The organism is Castellaniella sp. MT123, assembly GCF_039614765.1.
In the GTDB taxonomy this organism is placed as follows: domain Bacteria; phylum Pseudomonadota; class Gammaproteobacteria; order Burkholderiales; family Burkholderiaceae_B; genus Castellaniella.
Map to the genome: position 1 here is coordinate 2,474,028 of NZ_CP154879.1, position 12,174 is coordinate 2,486,201.

At 56.9% G+C, this 12,174-nt stretch carries 12 protein-coding genes; 4 read left to right on the top strand and 8 right to left on the bottom strand.

What is annotated here, in order from left to right; genetic code table 11:
• Positions 1-21: 21 nt before the first annotated feature.
• The 4 genes from ABCV34_RS11715 to ABCV34_RS11730 form a co-directional block, all read right to left on the bottom strand.
• Positions 22-834 carry an AAA family ATPase gene (locus ABCV34_RS11715; protein ID WP_345796391.1) on the bottom strand — a complete coding sequence of 271 codons (813 nt, stop codon included), beginning with the start codon at positions 832-834 and terminating at the stop codon, positions 22-24.
• The gene (gene rsmG, locus ABCV34_RS11720; RefSeq protein ID WP_345796392.1) at positions 821-1,498 is read right to left on the bottom strand and encodes a 16S rRNA (guanine(527)-N(7))-methyltransferase RsmG; all 678 of its coding nucleotides are present in this window, start codon (positions 1,496-1,498) and stop codon (positions 821-823) included. The genes ABCV34_RS11715 and rsmG overlap by 14 nt, the downstream gene beginning before the upstream one ends.
• Positions 1,495-3,411, bottom strand: a complete 1,917-nt coding sequence (gene mnmG / locus ABCV34_RS11725) for a tRNA uridine-5-carboxymethylaminomethyl(34) synthesis enzyme MnmG (protein ID WP_345796393.1) — start codon at positions 3,409-3,411, stop codon at positions 1,495-1,497. The genes rsmG and mnmG overlap by 4 nt, the downstream gene beginning before the upstream one ends.
• Before the next feature lie 765 nt (positions 3,412-4,176).
• Positions 4,177-4,383: a cold-shock protein gene (locus tag ABCV34_RS11730; protein ID WP_345796394.1), complete on the bottom strand. Its 207-nt coding sequence runs from the start codon at positions 4,381-4,383 to the stop codon at positions 4,177-4,179.
• Positions 4,384-4,654: 271 nt separating this feature from the next.
• Here ABCV34_RS11730 and ABCV34_RS11735 point away from each other — a divergent pair, with 271 nt between their 5' ends.
• Positions 4,655-5,836 carry a methionine aminotransferase gene (locus ABCV34_RS11735; protein WP_345796395.1) on the top strand — a complete coding sequence of 394 codons (1,182 nt, stop codon included), beginning with the start codon at positions 4,655-4,657 and terminating at the stop codon, positions 5,834-5,836.
• A gap of 676 nt (positions 5,837-6,512) precedes the next feature.
• Here ABCV34_RS11735 and ABCV34_RS11740 read toward each other — a convergent pair.
• Positions 6,513-7,559, bottom strand: a complete 1,047-nt coding sequence (locus ABCV34_RS11740; protein ID WP_345796396.1) for a metallophosphoesterase — start codon at positions 7,557-7,559, stop codon at positions 6,513-6,515.
• 79 nt (positions 7,560-7,638) lie between these two features.
• On the opposite strand from ABCV34_RS11740, the gene ABCV34_RS11745 reads away from it, so the two are divergent.
• Positions 7,639-8,283, top strand: coding sequence for a Fic family protein (locus ABCV34_RS11745; RefSeq protein ID WP_345796397.1), 645 nt, complete (start codon positions 7,639-7,641; stop codon positions 8,281-8,283).
• Here the strand turns inward: ABCV34_RS11745 and ABCV34_RS11750 are convergent, their stop codons facing one another.
• Positions 8,284-8,478, bottom strand: a complete 195-nt coding sequence (locus ABCV34_RS11750; protein WP_345796398.1) for a hypothetical protein — start codon at positions 8,476-8,478, stop codon at positions 8,284-8,286.
• A 255-nt stretch (positions 8,479-8,733) separates the two neighbouring features.
• Here ABCV34_RS11750 and ABCV34_RS11755 point away from each other — a divergent pair, with 255 nt between their 5' ends.
• Positions 8,734-9,402 (top strand): isoprenylcysteine carboxylmethyltransferase family protein, encoded by a 669-nt coding sequence (locus ABCV34_RS11755; RefSeq protein ID WP_345796399.1) that lies wholly within the window; start codon positions 8,734-8,736, stop codon positions 9,400-9,402.
• Between the two features lie 64 nt (positions 9,403-9,466).
• The gene (locus tag ABCV34_RS11760; protein WP_345796400.1) at positions 9,467-10,138 is read left to right on the top strand and encodes a methyltransferase domain-containing protein; all 672 of its coding nucleotides are present in this window, start codon (positions 9,467-9,469) and stop codon (positions 10,136-10,138) included.
• Here ABCV34_RS11760 and ABCV34_RS11765 read toward each other — a convergent pair.
• Together ABCV34_RS11765 and ABCV34_RS11770 are read right to left on the bottom strand one after the other, a co-directional pair.
• The gene (locus ABCV34_RS11765; protein WP_345796401.1) at positions 10,110-11,471 is read right to left on the bottom strand and encodes an ATP-binding protein; all 1,362 of its coding nucleotides are present in this window, start codon (positions 11,469-11,471) and stop codon (positions 10,110-10,112) included. The genes ABCV34_RS11760 and ABCV34_RS11765 overlap by 29 nt on opposite strands.
• Entirely contained in the window at positions 11,447-12,112 is a 666-nt protein-coding gene (locus ABCV34_RS11770; RefSeq protein ID WP_345796402.1) for a response regulator, read from the bottom strand. The genes ABCV34_RS11765 and ABCV34_RS11770 overlap by 25 nt, the downstream gene beginning before the upstream one ends.
• Positions 12,113-12,174: the final 62 nt, after the last annotated feature.

The following is a 12,174-nucleotide window of genomic DNA, read 5'->3' on the forward strand; positions in this document are numbered from 1 at the left end:
TTTCGTTGACGCGGGGCCGGATCAGGCGGCCCGCCGACGGGCTTGCCCGCCAACCCGGCGGATCAGCTCTTCGCCGAAGTGCAGATACGCCTTGGCGCCACGCGACGATTTGTCGTAGACCACACCTGGCATCCCGTGGCTGGGGGCTTCCGCCAAACGCACGTTGCGGGGCACGATGGCCTTGAAGACTTTGTCCCCGAAGTGGGACTCGAGCTGGGCCGAGACCTGTTGCTGCAGTGTGACCCGGGTGTCGAACATGACGCGCAGCAGGCCGATGAGTTCCAGATCCGGATTGAGGTTGCGATAGACGCGTTTGATCGTATTGACCAGATCGGACAGCCCTTCCAGCGCGAAATATTCACACTGCATGGGAATGATGACCCCATGCGCACCCGCCAGGCCATTGAGGGTCAGCAGGGACAGGGTCGGCGGGCAATCGATCAGAATGAAATCGTATTCCTGGGCAACCTGTTCCAGTGCGCTTTTCAGCTGGGTTTCCCGGCTTTCCATGCCGACCAGGTCGATTTCCGCACCGGATAGTTCGCGGTTCGAAGGCAGCACGTCGTAGTTGCCGGAATCCGAGTGGATTCTGGCATCCGCTACCCGGGCTTCACCAATCAGCACCTGGTACAGGTTGATCGTTGCGCCGTTTTTGTCGATCCCGCTACCCATGGTGGCGTTACCCTGCGGATCCAGATCCACCAGCAGCACGCGCTGGCCATGCATGGCAAGAGATGCGGCAAGGTTGATCGCGGTGGTCGTCTTGCCGACACCGCCCTTCTGATTCGCAATACAGAACACGCGGGCGGATGGCTTTGGGCTATCGACAGTCATGGGATTCCTTCAATCCGAGTTCCAACAGACAACGCTGCGCGGTCATTTCCGGCACCCGCAGTTCCACATGGGATTTGACGCGCCAGTCCGTGGAGGATTCCAGCGCGGTTCGTTCGTCTTGCGGGTATTGACCTTTCATGGCCATCAGGACACCTTCTGGCGCCCGATGATGCGCGGCGACCCGGACGAAATCGCTCAGTGAAGCGAAAGCCCTGGAAATGACGATGTCGGCCTGCAAACTGTCCATGGATTCGATTCGACCATGGACGGCCTGTACGTTCGTCAGCCCCAGCACCCCGGCCGCCTGGCGGATGAAAGCTGTTTTCTTCCCAACGGCATCCACGCAAAAGACCGTCCAGTCCGGCTGGCAGATAGCCAGAATAATACCCGGTAAGCCTGCCCCCGAACCCATGTCCGCGATCCGGGTGTCACGCCCGGCTCGTCGAGCCCGCAGGGGTGGGACGACCGAAAGGCTGTCGAAGACATGTTGGACCAGCATGTCTTCGGGATCACGGATGGCAGTCAGGTTGTAGGCTTTGTTCCAATGCTGCAATTGCTGCAAATAAGCCAGAAGGCTATCCACGAGACGCGGATCCTGGGTTATTCCAAGCATCTGGAGCGCAGAGCCAAGCCGATCCCGAAACTGTGGAAAATACCCGTTCATGCGGTTCTACGCCCCCGTTGCACCCGCTTCAGGTGGACCAGCAACAGCGAGATCGCGGCAGGCGTAATACCGGAAATCCGCCCGGCCTGACCAACTGTGGCCGGGCGCGCAGCGCCCAGCCGCTGGCGGACTTCCGCCGACAGGCCGGGAATTTCGGTGTAATCGAAATCATCAGGAATGCTTTGCCCTTCCTGGGCTCGCTGACGTTCGATCTCCAGCCGTTGGCGTTCCACATAGCCGGCGTATTTCACCTGGATGCCCAATTGTTCGACCCGATCCGCTTCCACGAGACCGGGACCCGCAAGGAGTGACCCCTGCGCATCCTGCAGACGCATAAGCTGTTCATAGCCCACGTCCGGACGCTTGAGCAAATCCAGCAGACTGGGATGGCGATCCTGATGCTGCAAAGCCAGGAGTTCACGGTCATGAGCTCCCAGTACGGCAGGATTGATACGTGTTTCCTGCAGGCGTTGGATCTCCGTGGCCACAGCATCGCGTTTGCGACTGAACGCGTCCCATCGTATGTCGTCGACCAGACCGAGCGCACGGCCAATGTCGGTCAGACGCTGATCCGCGTTGTCTTCGCGAAGACTGAGTCGATATTCCGCCCGCGATGTAAACATTCTGTATGGTTCTGTAACACCTTTTGTTACAAGATCATCCACCAGAACACCTAGATACGCGTCCTGCCGGGGAACGATCCAGGGTTCCTTTCCCTGGACACGCAAGGCAGCATTGGCTCCGGCAAGCAAACCCTGAGCCGCTGCCTCTTCGTATCCTGTTGTGCCATTGATCTGCCCGGCGAAGAACAACCCGTGAATGGATTTGGTTTCCAGCCAGGCATGCAGATGGCGCGGATCAAAATAATCATATTCGATCGCATAGCCTGGCCGCATGATGCGGGCATTTTCTAAGCCAGGCAGACTTCGCACCAACGCAAACTGAATGTCAAAGGGCAAACTGGTAGAAATACCATTGGGATAAATTTCGCACGACGAGGCCCCTTCCGGTTCTAGAAAGACCTGATGACTTGTCTTGTCGGCAAATCGATGAATCTTGTCTTCAATGGAGGGACAATACCGAGGACCGACCCCTTCAATAGTCCCTTCGTCGCTATACAAGGGAGAACGATCCAGACCGGATCGGACAATATCATGGGACCGTTCGGTCGTGTGGGTAATCCAGCACGGCACCTGACCCGGGTGCATGTCCGCCCGTCCCAGAAAGGAAAAAACCGGCACAGGATCCAGATCGCCTGGTTGTACCTCTGTCTTCGAAAAGTCGATGCTCTTGGCATCGATGCGCGGTGGCGTCCCTGTTTTCAGGCGCCCCTGAGGAAGATTGAGTTCCTTCAGCCGTTGCCCGAGACTCGTGGCTGGCGGGTCCCCCGCGCGACCTGCCGCGTAATGAGACAAACCAACATGCATCAGACCATTGAGGAAGGTTCCGGCCGTCAAGACAACCGTCTTGGCACGAAATACCAGACCGATTTGTGTTTTCGCACCGACTACCAGATCCCCGTCCAGAATCAAATCTTCTACTGCCTGTTGAAAGATCAGCAGATTTTTCTGTTCCTGCAGAATCATCCGGATCGCCCGGCGATAGAGGGAACGATCAGCCTGAGCGCGCGTAGCGCGGACAGCAGGTCCTTTCGACCGATTTAGAATCCGGAACTGGATGCCGGCGTGATCAGTTGCCCAAGCCATCGCACCACCCAAGGCATCCACCTCTTTGACCAGATGCCCTTTACCAATTCCTCCGATCGATGGATTGCAGGACATCTGACCCAAGGTATCCATATTATGGGTCAGGAGTAGCGTTGAAGCACCCATCCGGGCCGCTGCTAATGCGGCTTCAGTTCCCGCATGGCCGCCGCCAATCACGAGAACGTCGAATTCATCGGTATAGTTCATGAGAAATAACAAGAGGGAATCTGGACATTATACGTCTCGCCCGGTCACCGACCGGATGTTCCACGTGAAACATCCATTCTGAATGTGACCGGTACAGCAAGCCAAAAGCTAGACGCAGTCGCATTCAATGTAAAACGATTGACGATGACATCGGCCCCGGCAATCCCGGCCATAATCACCCAATCATGTCGTAATTTCTGTCATATCCTGGCCCCCGGCGTGATCAGTCGCAACATCAGTTGTCGCTGACGAAAACACCGTATGAAGGACGCCTACCCAGGGGACTGGGCAAATGGACAGATGTTCGAATTACACTGACTCGACCACAGACACCGAAGACGATCATTGCTGTTCTGAAGCAGCACCACGCATGACCAACGAAACCCCTAACTCCGCCGTCTCACATTCAGCGATGCCAAAATTTTAGGGAACACTGGCGCGCCACCAGAAACCGGATAGGCGCACTATCGTGATAGACGAAACAATACCAGACGGGAAACGGCGATGCCAGTATGAACTAGCCTCAACAGAAGAGGAGGGTAGGCAAGCTTGGTTGGAAGTTATGATGTTTCACGTGAAACATCCAAAATGTAGCTTTCAACCCTGAATGGGGACAACCCTGTGGACAACATCGGGAAAACCACGTACAACGTATCCGATGTCAGACGTCTCTGTGCTCACGGAAAACACGCATGCAATTTCACAGCCGCATGACGGATATGAAAAAAGGCACTCTACGAGTGCCTTTTTGATCAGCCATGCACCTTACAGCGGGCGGATCTCGGCAGCCTGAGGACCCTTAGGGCCGTCTTTGACTTCGAATTGCACCGCCTGGCCTTCGTTCAGGCTGCGATAACCGCGGCCCTCGATGGCGGAGAAATGCGCGAACACATCGGAGCCACCAGCGTCCGGTGTAATGAAGCCGAAACCTTTTTCAGCGTTGAACCACTTGACTTTGCCCGTTTGAGCCATGATCAGGAACGTCCTAATAAATGTGAGAAAACAACAATGAATCAAGAACGCGGAAACGAAACAGATCGTGCCTGAGTAGCGGAAAGCGACAGGGCAAGCCTACTGCGAGACGTGCGTACTGCTTGAATTGCATTGCAACAAAGAGAATAACCATGCCCGGATAAAAGTCAAATCATAGTTTTCCCTTAGATTCGATTGTATCCACAGCGGCAATTTTGTGCAGAACAATTCAACAAAAACAAGCCAAAACACCCTTTAAACAACGAAAAACATGATCAATCTCATATCCAAACTTCCGCTGGTCGGCGACACCATCTTCAATGAAATGAGCACACTGGCCCGGGAACACCGGGCCATCAACCTGGGACAAGGCTTTCCAGACTACCAGCCACCTGATGGTTTGATCCAGGCGGTGTGCAACGCCATGCAAGAAGGCCCGAATCAATACGCCCCTATGGAAGGCATTCCAGCATTACGCGGGGCCATCGCGGATAAAGTCCAGGGACAGCACGGCCGCGCCTATGACGCCAATACCGAAATCACCGTGACCTCGGGCGCAACAGAAGCTCTGATGAGCAGCATTCTGGCGCTCGTTCATCCGGGGGACGACGTGTTGTTGATTGATCCGGCTTACGATCTGTATGCGCCGGCGATCACCCTGGCGGGCGGCACGCCACAGCGTGTCGCGTTGCGGACATCCACCAAACCGCACTCTGGATTCCTGCTGGACTGGACTGCCGTTGAAGACGCGCTGACGAAAAAAACACGTCTGATTGTCTTGAATTTTCCGCACAATCCAACCGGCCTGACCCTGAAGGAGGCGGATCTGGATGCACTGGAACAGATCGTCGCTCGTCACGATATGTTGCTTTTGTCGGATGAGGCGTACGAGCACATTGTCTTTGACGGCGATACCCATCGAAGCCCGGTTTCGCGCCAGATTCTGGCCGAGCGTTGTGTCCTGATCTCGTCATTCGGGAAGACCTTTCATGCCACAGGGTGGAAGGTCGGCTACTGCTGCGCTCCGGAAAAAATCAGTCGCGAGATCCGGAAGGTGCATCAATACACCGTCTACTCGGTCAACACCGCCGTCCAAGCCGGCATTGCGACGTATCTGAAAACCGAAGCGTCCCTTGGGGCGTTGTCAGGGTTTTACCAAAAGAAACGAGATCGGCTCGTCGAAGGTTTGAACCAGACGGTGCTAAGACCGCTGCATTCCGAAGGGACGTTTTTTCTGCTGGTGGACACCCGTGCCCTGGGAAAACACCAAGAAAAAACGCTGGCACTCAGAATTTTGCAGGAATGCGGTGTCGCGACCATCCCGGTATCGGCGTTCTATGCGAACCCGCAAGCGGCTGAAGCCAATCACCAGTTGTTGCGCCTGTGTTTTGCAAAACAAGATTCTACGCTGGATTCCGCAGTCGAGCGATTACAGTCGTTGAAAGCCTGCTGAAAGCGGGCGTGGCTTGCTGGTGATCCTTTTGTTTGTTCCTTATCTTCTATATTTAACTGATAAGAATAATGGGTGCCTGTGGATAACTCGTATAAGTCAGATTTCAATTTAAATTCAAATACTTAACCTATTTTTTGAAGTGTGGATCTCTGTGACTCGAAGGGGGATGATTTGGGGACGGTTTTGGTAACCAGGTTCAAAACCCGCTTTTTGAACAAAACTTCCACAAGTCATCCACATACCCCCACCCAGGGGCTATCCACAGGCCTGGATCCGTTCATCGTGTCGGACATGACCAGTTGGTGATGAACGACGCTCGTTGACCGAGCTTCAAAGTCGGTATCCGATCCAGATCCACAGCATCAGTGATTTGCTCGACCCAAAGGGCGGATTTCAGCCCGCCGCCGCATGGCACTGTCTTTTTTAATAATTTTCTTTATTAAGATAGTAAAGATAATGGAACCTTGTGGATAAGTCTAATAAGTAGTTTTCTATAATGAAATCAAGTACTTGAATCGATAATTTCTGTGGTCTTCAATGTTAAAAGACACAGGATGGATTGTGGACCGATTCCGGGAATTGAACTTCAAGGTGGTTTATCAACATCTTGTGCACATGAAATGCACGCCAGAGATCTCCTGTGCTTGTCCACAGGCGAGGAATCCTCTGAACAAGGTCAGCTTGTCGGAATCTGATCGCCGTTGTCGAACACCAGCTGGCGTTCCGGCCATAACATCGCAGCCAGTCGAAAGCGGATGCCGTCGGATGAACCGTGGGCGGTGCGTTCGCTCCAGCGTGCACCTACGGAATAATCGATGCAGTATGCCTGCCGATGCAATCCGTGCCAGGCGGTGGGGCCAATGCCGCGGAACAGCCGGCTGTAGCGCCAGGTGTTGGGGTTGGCGGGGTTGAACAGGCGCCAGTAGTGGCCGATGATGACCGGGCTGGGATCCGGGTCCTGGTCCCACCAGGCGATCCGGTCCGAATACCGCCAGCGGTGTCCGGAATAAAACGGTTGCGGGCTGCGGGCTTCGATACCGGATGTCATGCGTTTGACGGGATTGAGGCGCTGTTGCAGCGATTCAAAGTCCGCCACTGCATCCAGATAGGGTGGGGGATCATTGGGATCTTCCAGCTGACTGGCCCAGCGTTCGCGTTCTGCGAGATAGCGGGCCCCCAGGTCGTTTCGACGGGCTTCATGCTGTACCTTCAGATCCCAGTCATGGATCAGTTCCAGGATGTGCCCGCAGGGGACGGCCGCCACCGATTCGATACCGGCGGAATCCCAGGCCGCATGCACGATGCGCAGATCCGGCAGGCGGATTGCCAGGGGCAAGCTGGACAGAAAATCGCGGATATCCGGCCGCTGGATTGCCGTGGCGCGCGTAAAGGGTGCATAGTAAGGCGCGTCCGAATGTTCCCGGCTATCGAAGAACCAACCCGATCCGTCCTTGGCGTCGTTGGCCAGCAGATTGATTTCGTGGTTGCCCAGGATGGCCAGGGCGCGCCCTTGATCGATCAGGTCGCGGACCCGCGCAATGACACCCACGCTGTCGGGGCCCCGATCACAGAGATCGCCGATGAAGATCAGAAGGCGGTTGCTCGTGGCCGGGTCGTGTTTCAGTTTTTCCAGCAGTGCATCGAGCGCCTGCAGTTCGCCATGGATATCGCCGATGATCGCCAGCGGCTGTTCCGGAAGGGTATGGACAAGTGTCTGGTTCATGTCCCTATTCTCCTTCCGGACAGGATTGGGGACAATGGGCGCAGACCCGTGGCCTGAATCTCCTTGCAGGAGGGCATCCATGAACCGGTATGACGTCAGCGGATGGCAGAACAGCTACCAGGAGGGCTCTGGCGGCGAGGTTCTGAAGAACAAGCAGGGAATTGTGTCGCGCGACGATATGAATCATGCGGAACTGATGTTGCTGCGCAAGCTTTATGTGTCGGTCCTGCGGGAACGTCTGCCGGCCGGTGCGATCACGGTTGCGCAGATTCGCGAATGGCACCGGCGCTGGCTGGGTAACATCTATGCCTGGGCGGGGCACGAGAGGTCGGTGAACATGAGCAAGGACGGGTTTCCGTTCGCGGCCGCCGACCGTATTCCAGCGCTGCTGAAGGAGTTCGGGCAGCGGTACCTGGCGCGTTATACCCCGTGTTTTGCCATGGATCGGAGGACTTTGATCGAAGCCATCGCCCTGACCCACGTGGAATTCATCCTGATTCATCCGTTTCGGGAAGGCAATGGCCGGATTTCGCGGCTGCTTGCGGATGTCATGGCGGTACAGGCCGGTGTGGGGCCGCTGGACTACAGCGCCTGGGAATCGGGGCGGCCGCGATACATTCAGGCGATTCAGATGGGGCTGACGGGAGACTATGAGCCAATGAAGACGTACGTCGATCTGGCTCTACCCGGCGAGCGCCAGGCAGGCGGGGCATCGGCCCGATGATCAGCCCGGGGCCGGGCCTGCCAGGTCGAGCGCGGGGAAACGGCAGTCGGATTGCAACTGCAGTTCGATTTCCTGGATGGGTTGCCCGGTTTCGATAGCGGTCGAGCTGGCGACTGCCCGAACGATACGCTGCATGTCTACGGCAGGTGCCGCAGCGAGCAGATCAGGGACGATGGGAAGGGTGCAGGAGAGCATGCTCCATTATACTGCGCAGTGGTTCGAAATGCCTGATTTCAGAAGGAAAAAGCCAAGTTTCGCCTGGGTCTGCGGGAATTTGGCGACGTTCTTTCCCCCTGCAGCCGATCCATTGAAATCCGCATCGGGCGGAGCATCCCCTGGATTGGCGGATGCGGATGAAAATTCATTCAAATACTAAGTGATATCTAAGTCTTTCAGTGTAAGCTGTGCGCCACCCGCCATTTTTGGCCTTTGCTTGAACGGAATATCCGTATGTCGCAAACATCTCCCGATCAGGACGCATCGTCCAAATCGTCGCTCGACGCTACCTGGCAGCGCCTGGCAAAGGCGCAGGTTCTGCGACGCCGGGCGCTGGGGGTGCTGGCAGTCGTGGCGGTCTGCGTTTTGCCATGGATCGGTTCGGCCTGGCCCGAGCACGGCTGGGTGCATCAGGGGCTGGAATGGCTTGGTCTGGCGTTGATCGTGGTGGCTTTGCTGGGACGCTGCGGCTGCATGTTGTATCTGGGCGGACGCAAGGGCGCGAACCTGGTTGCCGAGGGGCCGTATTCGATCAGCCGCAATCCCTTATACGTATTTTCCATCCTGGCGGTTCTGGGCATCGGATTGCAAACGGGCAGCCTGACCGTGGGCATTGTGCTCGCGCTGCTTGCGGGGCTGATCTTTCACTGGATCATCGGCGAGGAAGAGCAATTGCTGCGTCAGGCGTTCGGCACATCATTCGACACATATTGCCAACGCGTTCCCCGGTTTTTCCCGAAATGGTCGTTGTGGCAGTCTCCCCAGCACGTCGACGTCGACTTGCAAGGGGTCTGGAAAACGGTGCGTGACGCGCTGCCGTATTTCCTGGCGATCCCTGTTTTCGAGGCCATCGAGATGGTTCAACAGGCAGGTTGGCTGCATGTATACTGGTCGCTGCCCTGACGACCTAAGTCACATCTAATCCTGTCTTTGTAGTCTCTTGATTGTCAGCCAACTGGAGACCCGCATGCTGAAAAACAAAAACATCCATGCAATCCCGCTGGTGCAGAACTTGCGGGGCTACCAGGCCCGTTATCAGGCTGACATTCATCGGCTGGTGGGGTTGGTGCATGGGGCTTCGCCAAGTCTGTTTCTACGGGAACTGGCTATCCGGCCCAAGACCGTAGGGGCCATCTGGCCCAGTTCCCGACAGCTGGCTGGTCATATGGCCGCGGTGGTTTCCGCCCATGGGGATGGACTGGTGGTCGAACTGGGCGCAGGCACCGGTTCGGTAACCCAGGCGTTGCTCGATCGCGGGGTTTCCGCCGATCGGCTTTGGGTGGTTGAACGTTCCCCCGCTTTCGTTCGGCATCTGCGCCGTCGTTTTCCCGGCCTGACAGTCATCAAGGGCGACGCCGCCGATCTGGGATCCCTGCTGCCGGCCAACCGGCCTGTGGACACAATCGTGTCCAGCCTGCCGCTGCGGTCGTTGCCCAGTGATACCGTGACCGACATTCTGGCCCAGTGTCGCCAATGTCTGCGGGCTGACAGCCAATTCGTGCAATTCACCTATGCTGTGTGGGATCGCGATACGGGGATGTTCGACGGTTTCGTCGAAGACGACAGCCGGTGTGTCTGGCTGAACCTGCCACCGGCCAGGGTCCGGGTGTTCAAACGCGCCTTTTCAGCGGAATCCTGACGGTCACCTTCAGCCCTGCGTGGGCTTCGGTGTTCGAATAATCCAGGTGGATACTGGCGCCCAGACGGGTGACGATGGTTTTCACGATGGCCAGCCCCAGGCCGGAACCAATCTGTTCGTTGCCAGGCACCCGATAAAATGGGTCAAAGACCCGTTCCCGCTCTTCCGCAGGGATCCCGGCGCCCGTGTCGGAAATGCACAGTTCGATGGTTTGCGCTGTGGCTCGCGCCGAGAGATCGACATGACCTCCAGCAGGGGTATAGCGGATCGCATTGTCGGCTAGATTCCTGACCAGGGTCGTCAAATCCAGCTCGTTGACATCGATGCGTATGTCCTGCGCCTGTGTCACGCCGATATCGACCTGGCGGGATTCGGCCAGAGGCATGAGGACCTCCAGGGTGCGGCGGTAAAGGTCGAGGATGGAAACCGGCGATGTCTGGGTGTCGGCAGGCGATTGTGCCTTTGCCAGGCTCAGGAGTTGGTCGAGCAGATTGCGGTTTCGCCGGATGCCTTGGCGCAACGCCGCCAACCGTTCCCGCGTCGAAGCGGGCAGATCCGAATCATCGAGGTGTTCCGCCTGCAACGACAGGGCGGTCATGGGTGAGCGCAATTCGTGGGCGGCATCCACCACGAAACGGCGCTGATTTTCCTGGGCCTGGGCAACCCTGGCAAGAAGACGATTGATGGCGATGACGAAAGGGCGGACTTCGGTGGGTAGATGGTGATCGGGAACCGCACGCAGGTCCTCGTCGGAACGCCTGTCGATCTCGCGGGATAATGCCGTGATCGGCTGGAACATTTTCTGCACGAGGTTGGTCACCATCAGCAGCAGGACCGGTACCAGGATCAAAAATGGCATCAGGGTGCGCAGCGCGCTATTGCGAGCGATTTCATCGCGAAAAGCGGTTTCCTGGGCGATGGCGATCCGTTCTCCGGTGGTCGAGGTCCTGATCAGGACACGATACATCCCGCCATTGGACTTCAGGGTATGCAGTCCGTCGGAAAGGCGATCCGGCAGGACCAATGTGCTGTTGGCGTCCCTTCCTGACCCGTCAGGTCGGGTATTGGTCAGCCGCTGGATGAGCACATGGGAATCGTTGTCGCCGTCCACGAGATGAGTGTCGTTGATCTGGGGCAACGGTGACAGGTGCTGCTGATCCACCAGCCCTGCAATCTGGTGCAGCACGTCGTCCTGAAGTTCGTGCGCTTCATCCAGAGCCGAAAAGAAGGAAAAGATCCCTGCGATCACGGCAACGACGATGATCACCACGGAGAGGGTGAAGGACAACCTGAACCGCAGCGAAGTCTTCAGGTGTCTTTTGAGACCATCCATCCCAGCCCCCGGACATTGCGGATTACATCGTGCCCCAGCTTGCGTCGTAGGGCATGAATCAGGAATTCGACGGCATTGCTTTCGACTTCTTTTCCCCAGCCGTAGATGCGGTCTTCCAGGTCGGCGCGTGACAAAATGGCGCCTGGTCGGATCAGCAGCGCCTGTAGCAGTGAAAATTCCCGGTTGGACAACTGTGTGGATGGGCCATCGAGCACCGCCGCTTGTTTTGTGGTCAGGTCGAGACTGACGATACCGTTGCCGAGCATGGAGGCTGCCTGTCCATGCTTGCGCCTGATGACTGCGCGCATTCTGGCGAGCAGTTCGGCCATGTCGAAAGGTTTGAGGATGTAGTCGTCAGCCCCCCCATCCAGGCCGCGCAGACGATCATCCAGACTGTCCCGGGCCGTGATGATCAGCACGGGAATCGGATTGTCGTGGGACCGCAGGGTACCGAGGACGTCCAGGCCGTCCTTGCCTGGCAGCCCCAGATCGAGCAGGATCAGGTCGTAATGCTGGGCAGCTACCGTGGTGAGAGCGGTCTGGCCGTTTCGGACCCAGTCGGCTGCGTAGGATGCGTCCTGCAATGCATCCTGGACGACCTGACCGATCATGGCATCGTCTTCGACCAGTAGTACCCGCATTCAATGTCTCTGTCGTCTGGATGGGATGATGAGTCCAATGATGCCTGAAACTATCGGAACGG

Bases quoted from the DNA above. Each gene is read 5' to 3' on its own strand.
- ABCV34_RS11715 (WP_345796391.1), bottom strand. From the start codon at position 834: ATGACTGTCGATAGCCCAAAGCCATCCGCCCGCGTGTTCTGTATTGCG.
- rsmG (WP_345796392.1), bottom strand. From the start codon at position 1,498: ATGAACGGGTATTTTCCACAGTTTCGGGATCGGCTTGGCTCTGCGCTC.
- mnmG (WP_345796393.1), bottom strand. From the start codon at position 3,411: ATGAACTATACCGATGAATTCGACGTTCTCGTGATTGGCGGCGGCCAT.
- ABCV34_RS11730 (WP_345796394.1), bottom strand. From the start codon at position 4,383: ATGGCTCAAACGGGCAAAGTCAAGTGGTTCAACGCTGAAAAAGGTTTC.
- ABCV34_RS11735 (WP_345796395.1), top strand. From the start codon at position 4,655: ATGATCAATCTCATATCCAAACTTCCGCTGGTCGGCGACACCATCTTC.
- ABCV34_RS11740 (WP_345796396.1), bottom strand. From the start codon at position 7,559: ATGAACCAGACACTTGTCCATACCCTTCCGGAACAGCCGCTGGCGATC.
- ABCV34_RS11745 (WP_345796397.1), top strand. From the start codon at position 7,639: ATGAACCGGTATGACGTCAGCGGATGGCAGAACAGCTACCAGGAGGGC.
- ABCV34_RS11750 (WP_345796398.1), bottom strand. From the start codon at position 8,478: ATGCTCTCCTGCACCCTTCCCATCGTCCCTGATCTGCTCGCTGCGGCA.
- ABCV34_RS11755 (WP_345796399.1), top strand. From the start codon at position 8,734: ATGTCGCAAACATCTCCCGATCAGGACGCATCGTCCAAATCGTCGCTC.
- ABCV34_RS11760 (WP_345796400.1), top strand. From the start codon at position 9,467: ATGCTGAAAAACAAAAACATCCATGCAATCCCGCTGGTGCAGAACTTG.
- ABCV34_RS11765 (WP_345796401.1), bottom strand. From the start codon at position 11,471: ATGGATGGTCTCAAAAGACACCTGAAGACTTCGCTGCGGTTCAGGTTG.
- ABCV34_RS11770 (WP_345796402.1), bottom strand. From the start codon at position 12,112: ATGCGGGTACTACTGGTCGAAGACGATGCCATGATCGGTCAGGTCGTC.